Raw genomic sequence first — 22,600 nt, forward strand, 5'->3', positions numbered from 1 at the left:
TGGCCGACTTCCGCACGCGGAAGTGGGCCAAACGCCCGCTCACAACAGGTTTCGGGGCACGCGTGGGAGAGGGATGCAGATGACGGACACCCCTTGGCTCGTGGTCGGGCTGGGCAACCCCGGCCCCAAGTACGCCGGCAATCGGCACAACGTCGGGCAGATGGTGCTCGACCTGCTCGCCGAGCGCACCGGCGCCCGCTTCTCCCGGCACGCGCGCGCCCAGGCCGTCGTCGCCGAGACCCGACTCGGCGTGCTGCCCGGCGGGCGCCCCGGCCCGCGCGTCGTGCTCGCCAAGCCCACGACGTACATGAACACCTCCGGCGGCCCTGTCGCCGGGCTGGTCAAGTACTACGGCGTGGACCCCGCGCAGGTGGTCGTCGTGCACGACGAGGTCGACATCCCGTTCGACACCATCAAGCTGAAGTCCGGCGGCGGCGAGGGCGGCCACAACGGGCTGCGCGACATCACCAAGGCGCTCGGCACCAAGGACTACGTCCGCGTGCGCGTCGGCGTCGGCCGTCCGCCGGGCCGCACGGACACCGCCGACCACGTGCTCAAGGACTTCTCCGCCACCGAGCGCAAGGACCTGCCCATCCTCGTCGACGACGCCGCCGACGCCGTCGAGATGGTGCTGGTCGAGGGCCTGCTCGCCGCGCAGGGGAAGTTCCACACCGCCCGCGCCTGAGCCTCGTCGTCCGAGCCTCGCGAGGGCCACGGGCGCGTGCTCGGGGCACGCAGAATCACCCGCGCGCGGCCGGGTGGATTTCCCTCCGGGCCGGTCCGCCGCGGGCATCGCGCTCGTAGATTTGCAGGCGTGAACAGCGCCCTGGCGAGTGCCGACTCCCGTCGACGCCGGTCGGTCCGGCACCGGCCGGCCGCCGCCGTGCTGGGCGTGCTGGCCCTCGTCGCCGGCGCGTTCACCGCCACCACCGCCACGGCCGCAGGTGACCCCTGCACCACCGGGGGCAACCCGATCGTGTGCGAGAACTCCAAGCCGGGCACCGACCCCGACGAGTGGGAGATCAGCGGTGCCGGGGACTCCTCGATCCAGGGCTTCGCGACCGACATCAGCGTCGACGGGGGCGACCGGATCGACTTCAAGATCGACACCGACGCGCGCGCCTACACGATCGACGTGTACCGCACCGGCTGGTACCAGGGCCTCGGCGCCCGGCACATCACGTCGATCCCGCTCGACGTCGCGCTGCCGCAGCGTCAGCCCGAGTGCATGAACGACGTCACCACCGAGCTGTACGACTGCGGCAACTGGGCGGTGAGCGCGCACTGGAACGTGCCCACCGACGCCGTCTCGGGCGTGTACGTGGCGAGGCTGTACCGGCCGGACACGGGAGGCGCGAGCCACATCACCTTCGTCGTCCGCGACGACGACTCGCGCTCCGACATCGTGTTCCAGACGTCCGACCCGACCTGGCACGCGTACAACATGTACGGCGGCTCGGACTTCTACCAGGGCGGCGCGAACAACCGGGCGTACAAGCTCAGCTACAACCGGCCGTTCTCGACCCGCGGGTTCGAGCGGGGTCGCGACTTCTACTTCAGCTCCGAGTACGCGATGGTGCGCTTCCTGGAGCAGAACGGGTACGACGTCTCCTACCAGGCGGGCGTGGACACCGACCGGTACGGCAGCCTGCTGCTCAACCACAAGACGTTCCTGTCGGTGGGGCACGACGAGTACTGGTCGGGCGGCCAGCGCGCCAACGTCGAGGCGGCGCGCGACGCGGGCGTGAACCTCGCGTTCTTCAGCGGCAACGAGGTCTACTGGCACACCCGCTACGAGCCGGCCGCCGCGGGCGGGGCCACCCCGTACCGCACCCTCGTGTCCTACAAGGAGACGTGGGCGAACCGGAAGCTCGACCCGAAGGCCGAGTGGACCGGCACGTGGCGCGACCCGCGCTTCGCGAGCACGGCGAACGGCGCCGGGCGGCCGGAGAACTCGCTCACGGGCACGATGTACATGGTCAACTACTCCGACCTGCCGCTCACGGTCACGGCGGAGGAGGGGAAGCTCCGCCTGTGGCGCGGCACCGACCTGACCAACCTCGCGCCGGGCACGTCGAAGGCGCTCGCCGCGCACACGGTGGGCTACGAGAACGACGAGGACGTCGACAACGGCTCGCGGCCGGCCGGCCTGGTGCGCCTGTCCACGACGACGGGCGCGGTGCCGGAGTACCTGCAGGACTTCGGCAACACGGTCGAGCCGGGCACCACCACGCACCACGCGACCCTGTACCGGGCCCCGAGCGGCGCGCTCGTCTTCGGTGCCGGGACGGTGCAGTGGGCGTGGGGCCTGGACCAGACGCACGACGGCGACGGGGCCCCCGCCGACGCCCGCATGCGGCAGGCGACGATGAACCTGCTGGCGGACATGGGGGCGCAGCCCCGCACCCCGGCCGCCGGCCTGACGGCGACCCCGGCGTCCACGGACACGCAGGGCCCGACGGCGACGATCACCTCGCCCACGGGCGGCGCCCTCTCCAACGGGTCGAAGGTGACGGTCACGGGCACCGCGACCGACGCGGGCGGCGGCAAGGTGGCCGGCGTGGAGGTGTCCCTCGACGGGGGCAGCACGTGGCATCCCGCGACGGGCCGCGGCACGTGGTCGTACACGGGGATCCAGCACGGGGTGGGGGCGAACCAGATCCGGGCGCGGGCCACGGACGACAGCGCCAACATCGGCGCCCAGTCCTCCGTCGGGGTGACGGTCTCGTGCCCGTGCTCCGTCTTCGGAGCCGAGACGCCCGCGACGCCCTCGACCGACGACACGTCCGCGGTCGAGCTGGGGATGCGGTTCGAGCCGCTGTCGGACGGCTACGTCACCGGCGTGCGGTTCTACAAGGGCCCGCGCAACACCGGGACGCACCGCGGCGCCCTGTGGGGCCCGTCGGGGGAGCAGCTCGCCGCCGTGACCTTCACCGGCGAGTCCGCGACCGGATGGCAGACGGCCCAGTTCTCCCAGCCGGTCGCCGTCGCCGCCGGCGTCACCTACACGGCCTCGTACACCGCACCGGCGGGTGGTTACGCGGTCGCGGCGGACGCGTTCTCCTCGCGCCCGGTGGACGCGTACCCGCTGTCGGTGCCCGGGGGGTTCGGGGCCACGCCGGCGGGGGTGTTCGGGAACGCCGGCACCGTGCCCACCCAGACCTGGGACAACTCCGCCTACTACGTGGACCCCGTGTTCACGACCACCGACGACTCGCCCCTCGCGGCGATCGGCCAGCAGCCGGCCGCCGGCACCGTCAGCGTCCCGACGGACACGACCGTGTCGGTCCGGCTGTCGAAGGTCGTGGACGCCGGCACCGTCCGGATGGTGCTGAAGGACTCCAACGGCGTGGCCGTGAGCGGCGCGACCACCTACGACCCCACCACGCGCACCGTGACCTTCCGGCCGGGCGCCGCCCTGGCCGGCTTCGTGACGTACACGGCGACCGTGTCGGCGACGTCGACCGACGGCAAGACCGTGGGCACGGGCGCGTCGTGGTCCTTCCGCACCCTGCGGCCAGCGTCGGTGGACTGCCCGTGCGGCCTGTACGACGAGTCGGTGCGGCCCGGCGTCGAGGCGGACACCGACCCCGACGCGGTGACGCTGGGCACGCGGTTCACCCCCGCGGCGGACGGCACGGTGTCCGCCGTGCAGTTCTACAAGGGGGCCGCGAGCAGCGGCCCGTACACGGTGGCGCTGTGGGGCCCGGACGGCACGCGGCTGTCGACGGCCACCGTGACCTCGCCCGTGACGTCCGGCTGGCAGGAGACCGCCCTGCCGGCGCCCGTCCCGGTGACCGCCGGCCAGACGTACACGGTCAGCTACCGCACCGAGACCGGCCGGTACGCCGTGGCCGCGGGCGGCCTCGCGCAGCCGATCACGACCCCGCAGCTGGCCACGCCTCCGAACGGTGGGGCGTACACGTACGGCACGGGCTTCCCGGGCACCACCACGTCCACCGGCTACCTCGTGGACGTCGTGTACACGCCGACGCCGACGGTGCCGACGCTGTCGGCCCGCACGCCCGCCGACGGCGCGATCGACGTCGACCGCGCCACCACCGTCTCCGTCACCGCGAGCGTCCCGCTCGCCGCCGGCGCCACGCTCACCCTGCGCGACGCGCTCGGCGTGGTCGTGGCCGGCACGACCACGAAGGACGCGACCGGCCGCACCCTCACGCTCGACCCGGACGCCGCGCTCGCGGCCGGAGCGGTCTACACGGCGTCGTTCGCCGGCACGGGCGGTGGCACGGACCTGTCGTCCACGTGGCGGTTCACGACGGCCGCGGCCTCCGGGGCGTGCCCGTGCACGCTGTTCGGGAGCGCGCGGCCCGCGGTCGAGGCGGACCGCGACTCCGCGGCCGTCGAGCTCGGCACCGTCGTGGTGCCCGACGACGACGGGTACGTCACCGGCGTGCGCTTCTACAAGGGTGCGGGCAACGGCGGCACCCACACCGGATCCCTGTGGTCGGAGGGCGGCACGCGCCTCGCGACGGCGACGTTCACGAACGAGACGGCGTCCGGCTGGCAGACCGCGACCTTCTCCTCGCCGGTGCCGGTGGTGGCGGGGGCGAAGTACGTCGTGTCGTACCTGGCGCCGCAGGGGCGGTACTCCTACGACAGGAACTACTTCGGGCAGGCGTACTCCGCCGGCCCCCTGGCGGTCCCCGTGGGGGGCGGCCGGTACCTCTACGGGGGCGGCTTCCCGCAGTACAGCTACGAGAACGCGAACTACTGGGTGGACGTCGTGTTCACCAACGGCCCGCTGCGCGTCTCGTCGGTGTCGCCGGACGCGGGCGCGACCGGCGTCCCTGCGGCGACGACGGTGACGGCCCGCCTGTCGTACGCGCCGATCGCGGCGGACCCCGTCCTCGCCCTCAAGGTCGGCACCACCGCCGTCGCCGGGACGTCGTCCTACGATCCGGCGACGCGTCGGGTGACGTTCACGCCCTCCCAGGCGCTGCCCGAGGGCGTGACGGTGACGGCGACGGTGACCCTCGCCGGCGACGTGCTGAAGACCTGGTCGTTCACCACGGCGGTGACCGAGCCGGTGCCCACCGGGCTCTGGACCGACGCGGACACCCCGGCCTCGGCGTCGTGGCCCGACCCGGACCCGGTCCAGGTGGGCACCCGCATCACCACGACGCAGGCCGGCACGGTCAAGGGCGTGCGCTTCTACCAGGGCCCCGGCAACACCGGGACGCACGTCGGGTACCTGTGGTCGTCGGGCGGCACGCTGCTCGGGACCGGATCCGCCGCCGAGGTGTCCGGCACCGGGTGGCGCACGATCCTGTTCGACACCCCGGCGCGGGTGACCGCGGGGCAGTCGTTCGTCGCCTCGTACTGGGCGCCGAACGGCTGGTACGCGGTGACGAGGAACGCCCTGTCCCAGGTGCGGACCGTGGGGCCGCTGTCGACGCTGGTTCCGGGCGGCGCGTACGTCTACGGGCAGGGCTTCCCGTCCGGCACCGCGCCGCACAGCTACTGGGTGGACGTGCTGTTCGTGGCCGACAGATGACCGAGCCGCCGCGCCCTCGGGCAGCGGCGTGCTACCGCCGGGTCATCTGCCCGTCGGCATGTCGCGCGGGCGTGGCGACGACCTGACCTGGCGGCGGCGCCCGTCGTCGTCGACGCTCGTCAGCACGCGGCGCTGAGCGACCGCTTCACCGGACGACGGACGGCGACCAGGCCTCGGGGACGAGGACGGCGGGGGAGCCGGAGCCGTCGGCGGGCAGCCGCCACACGTCGGTGACGCCGGGCTGGTCGGCGCGGGGCAGGCCGTAGAGGATCGTGGCGTCGTCGAGCCACTCGATCTGGTCGTCGACGTCGCGCTGCTCGGCGTCGAGCACGGTGACGTCGCCGGAGGCGAGGTCCAGCACGGCGGGCGTCCAGTGCACCTGCGGCGCGTCGCCGACGTCGCGCTTGAACGCGATGCGCGTGCCGTCGGGGGACAGGGAGGGGCACTCGACGTCCTCGGCGACGGCGGTGAGGGTGCGGCCAGCGACGTCGCCGTGCACCAGCCACGTGTGACCGAGGGTCTTCGACTGCGCGGTGGCGTAGAAGGTGTCGTCGTCGACGAACGTCACGCCCCACAGGTTCCGGTCGACCGGCGCGATCTTCTCGCCGTCGACCAGCAGCGCGTACTCCTCGATGTTGCCCAGGCCGGCCGGCTCGCCGTCGGGCAGGGCCGAGAGGTCGTGGATCACCGTCTCCGTGGAGAACCCGGTGGCGGCGTAGGAGTGGCCGGTAACGAACGCCGTCGTGGAGACGCGGGTGCCGTCGTCGGACAGCCGGGTGCGGCTCGGGACCCCGGGGAGCGGCCAGGTCGCGACGTCGCGCCACGACGCGTCGAGCACGGACGCGGAGAACGTCGGGGCGACGCCGCGGCCCGTGCGCAGGCACGACGCCCGGCCGGGGACGGCGTCGACCCGGTCGCACGCGGCGGGGGTGACGTCGCGCGGCCCGGCCGGGTCGTCGAGCGGGACGACGGCGACGCGCCCGAACAGGTCGCCGGGCGCGGTGGAGCGGAACACGATCCGCGGGCCGTCGTCGAAGGAGCCCGCGGCCGCGACGGCGACGTCGGTGGGCGCGGCCCGCTCGGCCCGCGAGCGCCGCAGCTCGAGCGCCCCGACGACGCCGACGACGACGAGCACGACGACGGCGATCGCGGCGACGGCCGCGATCCGGGCGGTGCGGCTCACGGACCGCTGTCCGCTCGGGCGCGGGACGGGGCGGTGTCCTGCGAGTCGCCGGGCGCGGGGACGGCGTCGCCGTGGCCGCGCAGCAGGAGCCACCCGGCGGGGACGGCGACGGCGAGCAGCACGGCCACGGTGGCGAGCGCGGCGTCGCGGCCCACGGTGTACCAGAGGACGCCGAACCCGACGGAGGCCAGGAGGCGCCCCAGCGCGACCGCGGTCTGCACGGTGCCGATGGCCGACGCGCGGACGGTGGCGGGCACGGTCGCGCCCGCGAGGGCGGCGAGCACGCCGTCGGTGGCGGCGTAGAAGGCGCCCAGCAGGACGAGGACCAGGAGCGTGACGGGCAGCGACCCGGGCCCGGTGGCGCACACGTACGCGGCGAGCAGCGCGAGGTGCCCGCCGACGAACACGCGGGTGCGGCCCACACGGTCCGCGAGCCGGCCGAACGGCACGGCGAGGGACATGTAGGCCACGTTGGTGCCCACGTACAGCAGCGGGAACCAGTGCGCGGCGAACTGGCCGCCGTCCTGCAGCGCCAGGTAGAGGAACCCGTCGCCGACGGTCAGGAGGGCGAGGAACCCGGCGACGAGCACGGTGCGCCGCATCGCGGGCATCCGCAGGAACGCCCAGCTGAACCGCACCCCGACGGTCTCCAGGCCGGGGGCGTCGCAGGTGCAGCCCTTGCAGGCGGGCAGGCCGCGCTCGCCGCGGGTGCGGTGCTTGGCGAGCCAGGCGGCGCTGCGGGGCCGCACGTCGGGCACGAGGAGCACGAGCACGGCGACGCCGAGCACCGCGGCGCCGAACGACGCGACGAACACGGTGGTGTACCCGTCGGGCACGAGCCACAGGACGGCGAAGGCGAGCAGCGGGCCGAGGGCGGCGCCGACGGTGTCGAGGGCGCGGTGCACGCCGAACGACCGGCCGAGGTTCCGCGGGGTGGAGGACGCGGCGATCATGGCGTCGCGGGGCGCGGTGCGGATGCCCTTGCCGAACCGGTCGAGGGTGACGAGCGCGACGAGGGCGCCCGCCCCGGTGGACAGGAGCAGCCCGGCGCGGGTGAGCGCGGACGCCGCGTAGCCGACGAGGGCGACGCGCTTGGGGTGCCCGCCGCGGTCGGCGGCCCAGCCCGCGGCGATGCGCACCACGGAGCTCGCGCCCTGCAGCACGCCGTCGACCAGGCCGTAGGCGATCGTCGTGAGGCCGAGCGCCGTGGTCATGTACAGGGGCAGGACGGCGGCGACGGCCTCGGACGACACGTCGGTGAGCAGGCTGACGACGCCCAGGCTCACGACGACCGACGACACCTTGCCGACCGTGCGGGAGCGGGGCCGCCCCGTGGGGCCGGCCGGTCCGTCGGGCGCGACGGCGGGCCGGGACGTGCCCGCGGGCGCGGTCACCGCGCGGCCCCGGCGGGCACGACGAGGGCGGCGTGCAGCTCGACGGCGCAGCGTCCGCCCTTCGCCCCGCGGGCGTCGGCGGCCACGGTGACGGACTCCGCGCTCGAGCCTGTGCCCCGCGTGAACCGGGCGAGCGTGCCGGCGGCCTCCCCGCGCCGCGGCGCCTCGGCGAACCCGCCGGAGGTGAACCATGACCGGTAGGCCAGCAGCACGTCGGCGCACGGGCGGGGCACGCCGGCGGCGAGCGCGGCCTGCACGCGCCGCTTCTCGCGCGTGACGGAGCTGCTGCGCACCGTGGCGTCCTCGGGGACGAGGACGACGCCGTCCGGGAAGCCCACGACCAGCCGGTCCGTGGCGTTCCCGCTACGGGGGGCGTGGGTGAGGCGGCCCGCGGCGGGCACGTCGGCCAGCAGGTCGCCGAGGCCGGTCGCGGACGCCTTCGCGGGCGGCGCGACCTCGCTCCCGTCGCCGCCGGACTGCCCACCGCTGCCGGCGGTCGGGTCGCTCGTCGGGGTGGTGGAGGCGTCCGTGCCGGTGGCCGGGGCGTCCGTGCCGGTGGCGGCCGTGCCGTCTCCGGCGGCGGCGTCGGTCGGGTCGGCGTCGGTCGGGTCCGTCGAGCGGGTCACGGGCGTCGCGGAGGTGCCGCCGCCCGTCCCGTCGCCGCCGGAGCCCGTGGGCGAGCACCCGCCGAGCAGCGCGGCGACCACGACGACCGGCAGGACGGTCGCCGCGAGGAGCGGGGCGGGACGACGGTGCACGGCGGACCTCGGAAGGGCTCGGGCGGGCGCGGCGGCGACGGCGGTCGCCGTGCGGTCAGGCTATGTCTCCGGCGCGCCGCGGAGACCGGGCGGGACGACAGTTCACCCCGGCACCGGCGGAGTTCACCCGCCCTCCTCGTGCGCCGCCCGCCGCGGGCCTCGTTTCACCCGGGATCGGCGGGTGAACTGGCACGACGGGCCTTCAACGGGTCCCGACCGCGCGCTTACGTTCGACGCATCCGGTGTCCGTCGGGGACAGCGGGAGGGCGTCGTCGGGCGCCGGCAGGAGGAGTCGAAGATGCCGTCACCGTTGCGGGCCGCCGTCGTGGGCGCCGGGTACTGGGGGCCGAACCTCGCGCGCAACCTCGCCGCGTCCGAGGACTGGGAGCTCACGGCCGTGTGCGACCTCGACGAGGAGCGGGCGCGCCGGGTCGCGCTGTCGTCCGGCGGGTCGGACCTGGTCGCCGTCGAGACGTCGCTCGACGCCCTCCTGGCGCGCGACGACGTGGACGCGGTCGCCGTCGCGACGCCCGCGCGCACCCACCACGCCGTCGTCATGGCGGCGCTGCGGGCCGGCAAGCACGTGGTCGTGGAGAAGCCGATCGCGGACGGCGCCGACGCGGCGCGGGAGATGGTGGCGGAGGCCGCCGCGCGGGACCTCGTGCTCATGACCGACCACACCTACTGCTACACGCCCGTCGTGCTGAAGATCCGCGAGCTGGTGGCGTCGGGCGAGCTCGGCGACCTGCTGTACATCGACTCCGTGCGGATCAACCTCGGCCTGGTGCAGCCCGACGTCGACGTGTTCTGGGACCTCGCGCCGCACGACCTGTCGATCATCGACTTCGTGCTGCCGGGCGGCCTGCGGCCCGAGTCGGTGTCGGCGCACGGCGGCGACCCGCTCGGCGCCGGCAAGGCGTGCGTCGGCTACCTGTTCCTGCCGCTCGGCGGCGGCGCCGTCGCGAACGTGCACGTCAACTGGCTCAGCCCCACGAAGGTGCGGCGCATGACCATCGGCGGCACGCGGCGCACCCTCGTGTGGGACGACCTCAACCCGCAGCAGCGGCTGTCCGTCTACGACCGGGGCGTGGACCTCGAGACGCAGGCGCTCGACAGCCTGGATCGGCGCGCCGCGACGGTGTCCTACCGGCTGGGCGACACGTGGTCGCCGGCGCTCGCGGAGCGCGAGGCGCTGGGCGTCATGGTCGCGGAGCTGGCGGCGGCGGTGCGCGAGCGCCGGGCGCCCGTCACGGACGGCGCCGCGGGGCTGCGCGTGCTGGGGGTGCTGGAGGCCGCGTCGCGCAGCCTCGCCGCCGACGGCGCGCCGGTGGGCGACGGCGTCCCCGCCGGGCGCCCCTCGGGGTACCCCGTCGGGCACCGACGGGGTCTGGGCGAGCTGGTGGGGGGTGCGGCATGAGCACGCTGCAGGGGGCGGAGGTCCTCGTCACCGGCGGGGCGGGCACGATCGGGTCGACGCTGGTGGACCAGCTGCTCGACGCCGGCGCCGGCCGCGTCGTCGTCCTGGACAACCTGGTGCGCGGGCGGCGCGCCAACCTCGACGACGCGCTCGCCACCGGGCGGGCGGAGCTGGTCGAGGGCGACATCACCGACCGGGACCTGGTGCACGACCTCACCCACGGCAAGGACCTCGTCTTCCACCAGGCGGCGATCCGGATCACGCAGTGCGCCGAGGAGCCGCGGCTCGCGCTCGAGGTGCTCGTCGACGGCACGTTCACCGTGCTGGAGGCCGCCGCCGAGCACGGCGTCGACAGGGTGGTGGCCGCGTCCAGCGCGTCCGTGTACGGGATGGCGGAGCAGTTCCCCACCTCCGAGCGGCACCACCACCACAACAACGACACCTTCTACGGGGCGGCGAAGTCGTTCAACGAGGGCATGCTGCGCTCCTTCCGCGCCATGTCCGGGCTCGACTACGTGGCGCTGCGGTACTTCAACGTCTACGGCCCGCGGATGGACGTGCACGGCCTGTACACGGAGGTGCTGGTGCGCTGGATGGAGCGCATCGCCGACGGGCGACCGCCGCTGATCTTCGGCGACGGCCGCCAGACGATGGACTTCGTCTGCGTGCCCGACATCGCGCGCGCCAACGTGCTCGCCGCGCTCAGCGACGTCGCCGACGGGCACTACAACATCGCCAGCGGCACCGAGACGAGCCTGCTCGAGCTGGCCGAGGCCCTGCTGCGCGTCATGGGCTCCGACCTGGGCGTGGAGCACGGGCCCGAGCGGGCCGTCAACGGGGTGGCGCGCCGCCTCGCGGACACCCGCGCGGCCCGCGACGACCTCGGCTTCACCGCCACCATCGGGATCGAGGAGGGGCTGCGGCTCCTCGTCGACTGGTGGCGCCCCCTGCGCGAGGAGATCGCCGCGGGCCGGCAGGCGGTGCCGGCATGACCGCCGGACCGACCGCCGAGACGCTGCCGCGCATCCACGTGATGCAGCCGTGGATGGGCGCGGAGGAGATCGCCGCCGTCACGGAGGTCATCGCGTCCGGCTGGGTGGCGCAGGGCCCGCGCGTCGCCGCGTTCGAGGCCGCGTTCGCCGACGCGGTCGCCGCCGCCGAGGCCGTCGCGACGTCGAGCTGCACGACGGCGCTGCACCTCGCGCTCGTCGTCGCGGGGATCGGGCCGGGCGACGACGTCGTCGTGCCGTCGTTCTCGTTCGTCGCCACCGCGAACGCCCCCACCTACGTGGGCGCGCGCCCCGTCTTCGCGGACGTCGACCCCGGCACGGGGAACGTCACTGCCGCCACGGTCGCCGCGGCGCTCACGCCCGGCACGCGCGCCGTGATCGTGGTCGACCAGGGCGGGGTGCCCGTGGACCTCGACCCCGTCCGCGCCCTGTGCGACCCGCGAGGGATCGTCGTGATCGAGGACGCCGCCTGCGGCGCCGGGTCCACGTACCGCGGCCGCCCCGTCGGGGCGGGGGCCGAGCTCACCGCCTGGTCGTTCCACCCCCGCAAGCTCCTGACCACGGGCGAGGGCGGCATGCTCACCACCCGCGACCCGGCGCTCGCCGCCCGCGCGCGACGCCTGCGCGAGCACGCGATGAGCGTGTCCGCCGCCGACCGCCACGCCAGCGTCGTCGCCCCGCCCGAGGTGTACGACGAGGTGGGCTTCAACTTCCGCATGACCGACCTGCAGGCCGCCGTCGGCCTCGTGCAGCTCGGCCGGCTGCCCGAGGTCGTGGCCCGCCGCCGGGAGCTCGCCTCCCGGTACCGCGCCGCGCTCGCCGGGGTCGCCGGGGTGCGGCTCGTCGACGACCCCGCGTGGGGGACGGGCAACTTCCAGTCGCTGTGGCTCGAGGTGGGCGACGGCTACCCGCTGGACCGCGAGGGGCTGCTCGCCGCGCTCGGCGCCGCGGGCGTCTCCGCGCGCCGCGGCATCATGGCGGCCCACCGCCAGCCCGCGCACGCCCACCGGGCGGGGGTGCCGCTGCCCGTCACGGAACGCCTCACCGACCGCACCCTCGTGCTGCCGCTGTTCCACACGATGACCGACGACGAGCTCGACCGCGTCGTCGCCGTCGTCCGCGCGGCGGGGGGCTGACGTGGCCGCCGTCCTGCTGCTGGGCGCGAGCGGGCTCGCGCGCGAGGTGCTGCCCGTGCTGCGCGCCGCCGGCCGCGACGTGCTCGGCGTCCTCGACGACCGCTACGACGAGCGGCACCTCGACCTGCCCCGCGCCGTCTCCGGCGCGCCCGTCCTCGGCACCGTCGACGACGTCGGCCTGTTCCCCGAGGCGGAGGTGCTCGTGTGCGTCGGCCCGTCGGAGGGCCGCGCGGCCGTCGTCGCCCGGGCCGAGGACCTGGGCGTGAGCCGGTGGGCCACCGTGCTCGACCCCACCGTGCGCAACCCGGCCGGCTGCCCCGTCGGGGAGGGGTCCGTCCTGCTCGCCGGCGTGACGATCACCGCCGACGCGGAGGTCGGCGCCCACGTGGTCGCGATGCCGGGCGTCACCATCACGCACGACTGCCGCGTCGACGAGTTCGCCACGCTCGCGGCGGGCGTCGCGCTGGGCGGCGGCGTCCACGTGGGCCGCGGCGCCTACCTGGGCATGAACGCGACCGTGCGGCCCGGCGCGGAGGTCGGTGCCGGCGCCACGGTCGGCATGGGCGCCGTCGTCCTCGCCGACGTCCCCCCGCACGAGACGTGGGCGGGCGTGCCCGCCCGCCGCCTGGAGGTGTCCGCATGAAGGTCCCGTTCCTCGACCTGGCCGCCCAGTCCGCGGAGATCGCGGACGACGTGCTCCCCGTCTGGCGCGAGCAGCTCGCCGCCGCGGCGTTCGTCGGCGGGCCGCAGGTCGCCGCCTTCGAGGAGGAGTACGCGACGTTCGTCGGCGCCCGGCACTGCGTGGGCGTCGGCAACGGCACCGACGCCGTCGAGCTGGCGCTGCGCGCCGTCGGCGTCTGCGCCGGGGACGAGGTGATCCTCCCCGTGAACACGTTCGTCGCCACCGCCGAGGCCGTCTCCCGGATCCGGGCCGTGCCCGTCCTGGTCGACGTCGACCCCGACCACCTGCTCGTCGACCCCGACGCCGTCGCCGCGGCCGTCACGTCGCGCACCCGCGCCGTCGTGCCCGTCCACCTGTACGGGCAGACCGCGCCCGTGGAGGCACTGCGCCCCCTCGCGGCCCGGCACGACCTCGCGATCGTCGAGGACGCCGCCCAGGCGCAGGGCGCGTCCTCGCCCGAGGGCCGGGCCGGCGCGCTCGGCGACGTCGCCGCCACCAGCTTCTACCCGGGCAAGAACCTCGGCGCCGCCGGCGACGCCGGCGCCGTCACCACCGACGACCCGCAGCTCGCCGCCACCGTCCGCAGCATCGCCGCGCACGGCAGCACCGTGCGGTACGTGCACGACCGGGTGGGCTTCAACTCCCGGCTCGACGCCCTGCAGGCCGTCGTGCTGCGCGCCAAGCTGCGCCGCCTCGACGCGTGGAACAAGGCGCGCCGCGTCGCCGCCGAGCGCTACGCCCGGCTGCTCGCCGACGTGCCCGGCGTGCGCGTGCCCGCCGTCCGGGCGGGCTACGAGGACGTGTGGCACCTGTACGTCGTGCAGGTCGACGACCGCGACCGCGTCCTCGCCGACCTCCAGGACGCCGGCATCGGCGCGGCGCTGCACTACCCGACGCCGCTGCACCTCACCGACGCGTACGCCCACCTCGGCCACCGCGCCGGGCAGTTCCCCGTCGCCGAGCGCGCCGCCGGACGCATCCTGTCGCTGCCGATGTTCCCGCACCTCACCGAGGCGCAGCAGGAGGCCGTCGTCGCGGCCCTGAGCCGAGCCGTCCGGTGAGCACCGCCGGCACCGCGAGCATCCCGCGCGCCGGGCGGCGGTCCGCCGCCCCCGCCGGGACGCTCCGGATCGTCGTGGGACTGGCCGGGCTCGCCCTGGGCGGCTGCCAGATCAACGCCGTGGACCTCGCGCGCACGCTGCGCGCCCGCGGGCACGACGTGCAGGTCGTCGCGTTCCGGGACGACGACGTCGCGGTGTCGGTGCTGCCCTACGCGCGGGCGCACGACGTCGACGTCGAGGTGCTGGAGCCCGGCCGCGGGCTCCGGGGCGACGCCCGGGCGCTCGCCCGCGCCGCCGCCCGCCACCGGGCCGACGTGGTGCACGTGTTCGCCCCCTGGTTGGGCCGGGTGCTCGCGGTGTCGTCGGTGGGCTGGGGGGCCCGAGCCGGCGTGGAGACCAACTGGTACATGGAGAACCACTTCTGGGGCTCGCCCCGCGTGCCGCTGGTGGTGGGGACCGGGGAGATGCGGCAGGAGGCCGCGCGCCGGCTCGCCGCACCGGTGCACCTCATGGAGCCGCCCGTCGACCTCGACACCGACCGCCCGGACCCGGCGCGGGGAGCCGCGTTCCGGGCGGAGCACGGGGTGACGGACGACCAGACGCTCGTGGTCATGGTGACGCGGCTGGACCAGGAGATGAAGGCGGAGGGGGTGCGGCAGGCGGTCGCGGCCGTCGCCGCGCTCGACGACCCGGGCGTGCGCCTCGTCGTCGTGGGCGACGGGGACGCCTACGACGACGTCGCGGCCGAGGCCGCGCGCGTCGACGAGCGCCTCGGCCGCCGCGCCGTCACGCTGCCCGGCGCCCTGGTCGACCCGCACCCCGCCTACGCGGCGGCCGACGTCGTGCTGGGCATGGGCGGGTCCGCGATCCGGGCGCTGGCCCACGGCACGGCGCTCGTCGTGGTCGGCGAGCAGGGGTACGCGCGCACCTACGAGCCGTCGAGCGTGGCCGAGTTCGAGCGCCAGGGCTTCTACGGGACGGGCGGGGCGGCCGACCCCGTACGGGCGCTCGCCGCGCTCGTCGACGAGCTCCACCGCGACCCCGGCCGCCGCGCCGCGCTCGGGGAGCTCGGCCTGCGCACGGCACGCGAGCGGTACGGACTGCAGGCCGCGGCGACGACGCTCGAGCAGGTGTACCGCGAGGCGCTCGCGACCCGCCCCTCGGGGGCGCTGCGGCTGGCCGACGCCGCGACCGTGCTCGGCAGGGCCGCCCTCGGCAGGGCCGCCCGGCGGTGGCGCGGGAGCGGGCGATGACCACCGCCGGGCGGCCCGCGCCGGACGAGACCGCCCTCACCGGCAAGGTGCGGCGGGCGAGCTTCTGGCTCGGCGGCAACTCGATCATGATGCGGCTGTCGAACATCGCCGTCATGGCGGTGGCCGCGCGGATCGTCGCCCCCGACGAGTTCGGGCTCTTCACCCTCGCCGTCACCGCCCATGCGATGGTCGTGACGTTCGCGGAGCTCGGCGTGGCCTCCGCGATCGCGCGCCACGACCTCGACGAGCGGGCCGTCGCCCCCACCGGGGTCACGATCTCCGTCGGGGTCAACGTGCTGCTCGGCGGGCTCCTCGCGTACTTCGCAATGCCCGTCGCGACGCTCCTCGGCTCCGCGGACGCCGCACCCGCGCTCCGGGTGCTGTCCGTCTCCGTGGCGATGTCCGGCCTGTTCGTCGTGCCGGCCGCCCAGCTGCAGCGCGACTTCCGCCAGGACGTCGTGTTCCGCTCGAACCTGGTCGGCACCCTCGTCGGCGCCGGCACCCTCGTGTGGCTGGCGCTGGTGGGCGACGGCGCGCTCGCGTTCGCGTGGTCCCGCGTGGGCGGGCAGCTGGTCACCGGGACCCTCATGGTCGTGGCGCTGACCACGCGGTACGGACCGGGCTGGGACCGCGGCTCCGTGCGGCTGCTGCTGCGCTTCGGGGTGCCCCTCGCGCTCGCGAACCTGCTGAGCCAGGTCGTGGTGAACATCGACTACGTCTTCGTGGGGCGCACGCTCGAGCTGCGGGACGTCGGCCTCTACACGCTCGCGTTCAACGTCTCGTCCTGGGCGTCGTCGGTGATCGCGTCGGTGCTCAACGGCGTCGTCCTGCCCGCGTTCTCCACCGTGCGGCGCGAGGGCGGGGACACCGGGGCGGCGCTGGCGTCCGCGGTCCGCGCGGTCACCCTGGTCTCGTTCCCCATCGCGGCGATGACGGCCGCCCTCGCGACTCCGCTGGTCATCACCCTCTACGGGGCCCGCTGGTCCGACGCCGCGCCCGTGATCACCGTCCTCGCGGTCTTCGGCGCGGCGAACGCTCTCGGCCAGCTCGTCGCCAACGTGCTCATCGCCTGCGGCCGCACCGTCGTCATCCTGGTGGTCCAGGTCTGCGCGCTCGTCGTCCTGGTCCCGGCGCTGCTCGCCGGCATCCACCAGGCCGGCCTCCTGGGGGCCGGTACCGCGCACGTCGTGACGATCCTGCTCGTCACCCTGCCCGTCTACCTCGTGGTCCTGCGCCGCGCGCTCGGCCCGGTACTGCGCCGCGCGGCGCGCGCGGGCGCGTGGCCGCTGCTGTCCGCCGTCGCGGCCGGGGTCCTCGCCCACCTCGTGGCCGCGCCGATCCCCGTGCCCTGGCTGGCCCTGCTCGCCGGGGGCGCCTGCGGCGGCCTGGCGTACCTCGCGCTCGCGGGGCGCCAGCTCGTCGCGCTCCTCCCGCCCGGGGCGCGCGGACGCATCCCCGCCGCGTGGCGGCCGGCGCCCGCTCCCGAGCCGGAGGTGGCCCGGTGAGCGCGGCGCGCGGCACCGTGCTGCGGCTGGAGCGGGCGGCGTCCCGGGTCCTGTCGCGGCGGGCCCGCGCCCTGCTGCGACCGCTGCGGCGTCGCCCGCCCGGCGTCGAGCTCGACGGGTGGGACGGGCCCCTCGTCGCGGGGCGGACGACCGCCCCGTTCCCGGCGCCGCCGCCCGTCCCGGCACCCGTCCTGGCACCCGTCCCGGCCGCCGCACCGGCCCCCGGCACCTCCGGGGAGCGGCGGCGGTGCCTGCTGGTCACGCACTCCCTCGAGACGGGCGGCGTCGACGAGGTCGTGTCCCACCTGGCGCGCTCGCTGCCCGCGCACGGGTTCGACGTCGCGGTGCTGGTGGCCTCCGACGACGAGCCGCAGGGGATCGGGCAGCTCGGCCGGCGGCTCCTGGACGACGGCGTCGAGGTGGTCGACGCGGCCGGCGCCGACGGCGCCCGGTGGATCGAGGGCTGGCGCCCCGACGTCGTCTACCTCCACGGGGACGTGCGGTGGCCCGTGCGGGTCGCGCGCCGGCTCGGCGTGCCCGCCGTCCTGGCCCTGCACGGCATGCACGACCTGTTCGCGCTCGACGGCGGCGCCGTCCTGGAGCGGTCGCGCGACCTCGCCGCCGTCGTCGCCGTCAGCGAGCTGGTCCGCGAGGAGTACCTGGCGAAGTCGGGCGGGCTCGACGCGGCCGCCGTGCACGTCATCCCGAACGGCGTCCACCCGGACAAGGTCTCCGCGGTCGGCCACGACGCCTGCCGGGCCAGCCTCGGCCTCGAGGACGAGACGCTCTTCGTGTCCCTGGCCCGGCACAACATGCAGAAGAACACGTACGCGCTGGTGGAGGCCTTCGAGGACGTCGCGCGGGCGCTGCCCCGCGCCCACCTGCTCGTCTGCGGCCGCGCCGACGAGGCCGTCTACTCGCGGCAGGTCGTGGCGCGCCGGGACCGGTCGCCCGCCGCGGACCGGATCCACCTGCGCGACAACCTGTGGCGCGTGGACGCCGTGCTCGCCGCGGCCGACGTCTTCGTCCTCGACTCGTACTTCGAGGGCTGGGCCCTGTCCTCGATGGAGGCGCTCGCGGCCGGCACCCCCGTGGTGCTGAGCGACGTCGGCGGGGCGCGGGAGCAGGTCGGCGGCCCCGTCGCCAACGGCGTCGTCGTGGGGCACCCGCTGGGCCGGCCGGTCGGGCTGACGTGGGACGAGATGGAGTACGCACGGTTCCGGCGGCAGCCCAACCGCGAGGAGGTCGTCGACGCGATGGTCGCGGTCGCCCGCGGGGACTACGCCGCGTCGCGGGCCGAGATCGCCGCCGACGCGGCCCGGCGCTTCAGCCCGGCGCGGTCCGTGCGCGCCCACGCGGACCTGCTGCGGAGGGTGGTGGCCGGATGACGGTCGAGGTGCTGCTGGCCACGTACAACAGCGAGCGCTACCTGGGGCCGCTGCTCGAGTCCCTCGCGGCGCAGACGTACCGCGACTTCCGGCTCGTCGTGAGCGACGACGTCTCCACCGACCGCACGCTGGAGCTGGTCGACGCGTGGGCCGGGCGGTTCGCGCACCCCCCGCGGGTGCTGCGCAGGTCCGTGCCGAGCGGGGGCGCGGCGGCGAACTTCGCCGCGCTGCTGGCGGGCTCCCGCGCGGACCACGTGCTCCTCGCCGACCACGACGACGTGTGGCTGCCCGACAAGGTCGAGGCCGGCCTGGCACGGGTGCGCGCGCTCGAGCGGGAGCACGGCGCCGACGTCCCGGTGCTGGTGCACGGGGACCTCGAGGTGATCGACGGCGACGGGCGGCCCGTCGCGCCGTCGTTCTGGGCCTTCAAGTCGATCCGGCCGGAGTACGGGTCCCGGCTGCGCACCGCGCTGATGCACCCCACGGTCACCGGCTGCACCGCCGTGCTCAACCGGAGCCTCGTGGAGCGGGTCGGGAGAATCCCGCCCGCGGCGGTCATGCACGACTGGTGGATCGGGCTGGTCGCGGCCGCGTTCGGCGTCGTCGACCACGACCCGGAGCCCCGCATCCGCTACCGGATCCACGGGGGCAACGTCTCGGCGCCGAAGCGGTCGAGCCTCGTCGGCGCCCTGCGTCGCCTGCCCGCCCCCGCGGACGTGCGGCGCTGGGTCGGGCTGCGCGTGGACCAGGGGGAGCTGTTCCTGGAGACCTACCGCGACGACCTGCCCGCCGCGAGCCGTCGCGCGCTCGAGGAGCTCGTGTCGGTGCGCCGGACGGGGCCCGTCGCGCGGCGCCGCACCATCGTCCGCGGCGGGTTCGTGTCGCCGGACCTGTGGCGCACCGCCGCCACGCTCGCCTTCATCTGAGCCGGTCCGCGGCCGTCGGGCCGGCCGCGCCCGCCCCGTCGTCGATCGCGGCGGGTGCGAGGCCGAGGGACCGGAAGAACGCGACGAGGTCGCCCCGCAGTCCTGCCTCGTCGTAGCGGGCGAGGAGCGCGGCGGACGCGTCCAGGCCGCGTCGCGTCAGGGCGTCCGGGTCGGCCTCGAACGCGGCGACCGCCTCCTCCACGGCGCGCGCGTAGTCGAGCAGCGCGCCGTCCGGCACGGGGGCGCTGTACCGGGGGTCGAAGAACTCGCGGGCACCCTGGCCGGTGTAGCCGACCACGAAGCAGCCGCACGCCATCGCCTCCGCGGGCTGCAGCCCGAAGCCCTCCCGCTCGTTCATGCTGAGGAAGATCGGGCAGGAGCGCATCGTGTCGGCGACCTCGGCCTCCGACATCCCCACGATCGGCACCAGCTCCCAGCCCGCCAGCCGGCCCCGGGCCTCCAGCACGCACCGCAGGTGGTGGCTCTCGTCGGCCCGCCGGTTGGCGGCGTACGCGATCCGCCGCCCGCGGGGTGCGCCGTCCCCGGGGTGGAACACGTCCCGGTCGAGGGTCGGGCGCACCAGGTGCACGGGCACGCCGGCGAACGTGAACCGCAGCAGGTCGAGACTGTCCTCGGAGACCGTGAGCACCGCGCTCACCGGGGGACCGACGAGGGCGGCGGCGGCCGCCACGTCGACGGCGTCGAACGTGTGGTAGACGCCCTGGTTGAGCACGACGACGGTGGGACCCGCGGGGAGGCGGTCCAGCGTCCCGCCGTAGTACTCGGGCACGACGAGGACGTCGTCGGGCGTGACCGTGACGTCGGGCGCCCCCGCGACCGCCGTGTCGTTGGCGAACCAGCCGGCCCGGTAGCCCCGGCGGCAGTGCACGACCGTCGCGTCGAACCCGGCGGCGCGCAGCAGGTCCACGTGCTGGTAGAACACGCGCACGCCGCCGCGCGGCATCGGCGGGTCGGGGGAGAGGTAGAAGATCCGGCGGCGGCCGTCCGCGCGGCCCAGCCGCACCTGCGGCGGCGTCCGACGCCGGTCGTCCCGGGCGCGGCGGGCGGCGTTCACGGCGCGCAGGGCGGCGCGCCGGGCCGCGCTCATCGCCGCACCACCGCGGGGGCGGCGCCTGCGGGCCGGGCCGCGCCGGGGGACGGGGCGCGGAAGAAGACCTCCCGGTCGCCGAGCGCCGCCGCCAGGACGTCGGGCGGCAGCACCGCCCAGGGCGCGTCGTCGGGCACCTCGGCGGGCCGGCGCAGCTGGCTCGCGTGCGCGTCCAGGGCGAACCGCTTCGCGTCGCGGTGGGCGCCCGTGCGAACCGCGACCGCGCGCCGTCCCACGACCGTCCGGGCGGCGTCGAGCACCGAGCCGGCCCGGCGTCCGGCCGTCAACGGCCAGGCCCCCCAGAGCCACACGGGGTACTCCAGCACCTCCGGCCCCGGCGCCGACGAGCGCGCGGCGCCCAGCGCCGCCTGGTGCGCGGCCCGGCGTGCCGCCCGGCCCACCGCGGCGTGGTCGGGGTGCGGCTCCCCGGCGGCCGTCGTGTAGAGCTCCGCGGGGCGCAGCTCGTCGAGCAGCGCGGCCAGCGCGTCGACCAGCGCGTCCTCGTGCGCCGCGACCGTGCCGTCCTCCAGGCCCACGCGGCGGACGGCGTCCGCGCCCAGGCCGAGGCGCCGCGCCGCCTCCGCCATCTCCAGCGACCGCCGGCGGGCGAGCTCCGCCGGCGGCAGCACGGGGCTCGCGTGGGAGTGCCGTCCGTCGGTCACCACCACGACGGTCACCCGGGCGCCCGCGGCCACCTTGCGCAGGATCGTCGCGCCGACGCCCAGCGTCTCGTCGTCGGGGTGCGGTGCGAGGACGACGGCGTCGCGGGCCGCGACCGCCGCCGTGACGTCCCGCGCGGTGCGCGTGATCACCCCGCGGGCGGCCCGCCGCACCGCGCCCGCGGCCGTCACGACGCCACGCGGGGCTCGGCGGGCACGGCAGGCAAGGTCCGCGGCGCCCGGGCGCGCAGGTGCGCCTCCAGGTCGGCGCCCGCCACGTACGGCCGGCCCCACTCGTCGTGCACGGCGAGACGCGCGGCGGCGGGCGGCGCCGACGGCGGGCGGCCCAGCAGGCCGTCGAACACCCCCACGTACGTCGTGGCCTGAGGCCGCCAGTCGAGCCGGTCGACGACGCGCTCGCGGCCGGCGAGCGCGAGCGTCACGCGGCGGTCGTCGTCGTCCAGCAGGGACTCCACGGCGTCGGCCAGGCACGACGGGTCGCACACCGGCGCCACCACGCCGGTGCCGCCCATCGTGCGGCGCGTCTCCTTGAGGTCGAACGAGACCGGCACCACCCCGTAGGCCATGTACTCCATGGTCTTGTTCATCGTGCACAGGTCGTTGAGGGGCGAGCGGGGGTCGGGCACGAGGCCGACGACGGAGCGGGAGAGGTGCTCCCCGATCTCCCGCGACCCGACCTTGCCCGTGAACGTCACCACGTCGCCCAGCCCGAGCCGCGTGGCCTGCGCCCGCAGGTCGGTCAGGCAGTCGCCGAAGCCCATCAGCACCGCCCGCACGTCGGTGCGGCCGCGGCGGTGGACGAGGTCGTGCAGGGCGTCCAGCGCCACGTCCACGCCGTCCTGGGGACCCATGATGCCGAGGTAGGCCAGGGTGCGGACGCCGGGGGCGGGGTCGACGGCGACGGGCCGCATCCGTGCCGTGTCGGGCGCGCTGCGCACGATGGCCGTGCGCTCCGGGTCCACGCCGCCGCGGCTCAGCGCGATCTCCCGGTACGACTCGTTGGTGGAGATCACCCGGTCGGCGGTGCGGAACGTCATGCGCTCCAGCCACAGCAGCGCGCGGTGCTGGGCGCGCCGGGCGGGGGTGGTGGGCTCGCCGAACCGGGTGCGGAACAGCTCCGGGTTCAGGTCGTGGTGGTCGAACACGAACCGCACCCCCCGCAGCCGCCACAGGCGGGCCAGGAGCCAGTACGTGTCCGGCGGGTTGCAGGCCTGGATGACGTCGAACCCGCGCTCGCGCCGCACCACCAGCGACAGCAGCGCCGTGCGCAGCCAGCACCAGGCGAACTCCAGCAGGTACCCGAGCGCGCCGGACGCCTGCGGGGCGGGCCGGTACGCGTACACCGCGACGCCGTCGACGTCGGCCCGCGGGGGGTCGCCCTCGCCGCGGGGGCAGATGACGCTGACCTCGTAGCCGGCGTCCACGAGGGAGCGCGTCTCGAGGCGCACCCGCCGGTCCACCTGGAGCGGCAGGTTCTGGATGATGACGAGGACACGCGGTGCTCGACGGGTCATCCCGCCAGTCTTGGCGGGGCGGCCGCGCCCGGGAAGGTCGGGCGGGGGCGAAAAGGGCCGCCGGCCG

General features: G+C 76.1%; 17 protein-coding genes. 11 read left to right on the forward strand and 6 right to left on the reverse strand.

Features of this window, described 5'->3' with window-relative positions; translation table 11 throughout:
• Positions 1-79 precede the first annotated feature (79 nt).
• Positions 80-685 carry an aminoacyl-tRNA hydrolase gene (pth, locus tag ACFWDO_RS14535; RefSeq protein ID WP_380318573.1) on the forward strand — a complete coding sequence of 202 codons (606 nt, stop codon included), beginning with the start codon at positions 80-82 and terminating at the stop codon, positions 683-685.
• A gap of 129 nt (positions 686-814) precedes the next feature.
• On the forward strand, positions 815-5,518 hold the full coding sequence (locus tag ACFWDO_RS14540; protein WP_380318570.1) for a DUF4082 domain-containing protein: 4,704 nt from the start codon (positions 815-817) through the stop codon (positions 5,516-5,518).
• 145 nt (positions 5,519-5,663) lie between these two features.
• Here ACFWDO_RS14540 and ACFWDO_RS14545 read toward each other — a convergent pair whose 3' ends face one another.
• From ACFWDO_RS14545 to ACFWDO_RS14555, 3 genes are read right to left on the reverse strand one after another with little or no spacing between them, the layout of a single operon-like run.
• Positions 5,664-6,701, reverse strand: coding sequence for a TolB family protein (locus tag ACFWDO_RS14545; RefSeq protein ID WP_380318567.1), 1,038 nt, complete (start codon positions 6,699-6,701; stop codon positions 5,664-5,666).
• Positions 6,698-8,095, reverse strand: coding sequence for an MFS transporter (locus tag ACFWDO_RS14550; RefSeq protein ID WP_380318564.1), 1,398 nt, complete (start codon positions 8,093-8,095; stop codon positions 6,698-6,700). The genes ACFWDO_RS14545 and ACFWDO_RS14550 overlap by 4 nt, the downstream gene beginning before the upstream one ends.
• Positions 8,092-8,853, reverse strand: coding sequence for a hypothetical protein (locus tag ACFWDO_RS14555; RefSeq protein ID WP_380318561.1), 762 nt, complete (start codon positions 8,851-8,853; stop codon positions 8,092-8,094). Before ACFWDO_RS14555 ends, ACFWDO_RS14550 begins: the two co-directional genes overlap by 4 nt.
• Before the next feature lie 298 nt (positions 8,854-9,151).
• Between ACFWDO_RS14555 and ACFWDO_RS14560 the strand changes: the two genes are divergently transcribed.
• Genes ACFWDO_RS14560 through ACFWDO_RS14600 form a run of 9 tightly spaced genes read left to right on the forward strand, consistent with a single transcriptional unit; the run spans position 9,152 to position 19,231 of the window.
• A complete protein-coding gene (locus tag ACFWDO_RS14560) occupies positions 9,152-10,270 on the forward strand; it encodes a Gfo/Idh/MocA family protein (RefSeq protein ID WP_380318558.1) in 1,119 nt (372 codons plus the stop codon).
• Complete coding sequence (locus ACFWDO_RS14565; protein WP_380318555.1) at positions 10,267-11,262, forward strand: NAD-dependent epimerase/dehydratase family protein; 996 nt, start codon at positions 10,267-10,269, stop codon at positions 11,260-11,262. Before ACFWDO_RS14560 ends, ACFWDO_RS14565 begins: the two co-directional genes overlap by 4 nt.
• Positions 11,259-12,416, forward strand: a complete 1,158-nt coding sequence (locus ACFWDO_RS14570) for a DegT/DnrJ/EryC1/StrS family aminotransferase (RefSeq protein ID WP_380318552.1) — start codon at positions 11,259-11,261, stop codon at positions 12,414-12,416. The genes ACFWDO_RS14565 and ACFWDO_RS14570 overlap by 4 nt, the downstream gene beginning before the upstream one ends.
• A gap of 1 nt (position 12,417) precedes the next feature.
• Positions 12,418-13,059, forward strand: coding sequence for an acetyltransferase (locus ACFWDO_RS14575; protein WP_380318549.1), 642 nt, complete (start codon positions 12,418-12,420; stop codon positions 13,057-13,059).
• Complete coding sequence (locus ACFWDO_RS14580; protein ID WP_380318546.1) at positions 13,056-14,159, forward strand: DegT/DnrJ/EryC1/StrS family aminotransferase; 1,104 nt, start codon at positions 13,056-13,058, stop codon at positions 14,157-14,159. The genes ACFWDO_RS14575 and ACFWDO_RS14580 overlap by 4 nt, the downstream gene beginning before the upstream one ends.
• Positions 14,156-15,412, forward strand: a complete 1,257-nt coding sequence (locus ACFWDO_RS14585) for a glycosyltransferase family 4 protein (RefSeq protein WP_380318543.1) — start codon at positions 14,156-14,158, stop codon at positions 15,410-15,412. Before ACFWDO_RS14580 ends, ACFWDO_RS14585 begins: the two co-directional genes overlap by 4 nt.
• Entirely contained in the window at positions 15,409-16,917 is a 1,509-nt protein-coding gene (locus ACFWDO_RS14590) for an oligosaccharide flippase family protein (protein ID WP_380318540.1), read from the forward strand. The genes ACFWDO_RS14585 and ACFWDO_RS14590 overlap by 4 nt, the downstream gene beginning before the upstream one ends.
• Complete coding sequence (locus ACFWDO_RS14595; RefSeq protein ID WP_380318537.1) at positions 16,914-18,305, forward strand: glycosyltransferase family 4 protein; 1,392 nt, start codon at positions 16,914-16,916, stop codon at positions 18,303-18,305. The genes ACFWDO_RS14590 and ACFWDO_RS14595 overlap by 4 nt, the downstream gene beginning before the upstream one ends.
• Complete coding sequence (locus ACFWDO_RS14600; RefSeq protein WP_380318534.1) at positions 18,302-19,231, forward strand: glycosyltransferase; 930 nt, start codon at positions 18,302-18,304, stop codon at positions 19,229-19,231. Before ACFWDO_RS14595 ends, ACFWDO_RS14600 begins: the two co-directional genes overlap by 4 nt.
• Here ACFWDO_RS14600 and ACFWDO_RS14605 read toward each other — a convergent pair.
• The 3 genes from ACFWDO_RS14605 to ACFWDO_RS14615 are packed head-to-tail and all read right to left on the reverse strand — an operon-like array spanning position 19,224 to position 22,533.
• A complete protein-coding gene (locus ACFWDO_RS14605) occupies positions 19,224-20,339 on the reverse strand; it encodes a glycosyltransferase (RefSeq protein ID WP_380318531.1) in 1,116 nt (371 codons plus the stop codon). The two genes, ACFWDO_RS14600 and ACFWDO_RS14605, sit on opposite strands and share 8 nt — an antisense overlap.
• A complete protein-coding gene (locus tag ACFWDO_RS14610) occupies positions 20,336-21,190 on the reverse strand; it encodes a PIG-L deacetylase family protein (protein WP_380318528.1) in 855 nt (284 codons plus the stop codon). The genes ACFWDO_RS14605 and ACFWDO_RS14610 overlap by 4 nt, the downstream gene beginning before the upstream one ends.
• Positions 21,187-22,533: a glycosyltransferase family 4 protein gene (locus ACFWDO_RS14615; RefSeq protein ID WP_380318525.1), complete on the reverse strand. Its 1,347-nt coding sequence runs from the start codon at positions 22,531-22,533 to the stop codon at positions 21,187-21,189. Before ACFWDO_RS14615 ends, ACFWDO_RS14610 begins: the two co-directional genes overlap by 4 nt.
• Positions 22,534-22,600 lie beyond the last annotated feature (67 nt).

Source organism: Isoptericola sp. NPDC060185 (genome assembly GCF_042728595.1).
Classification (GTDB): domain Bacteria; phylum Actinomycetota; class Actinomycetes; order Actinomycetales; family Cellulomonadaceae; genus Isoptericola.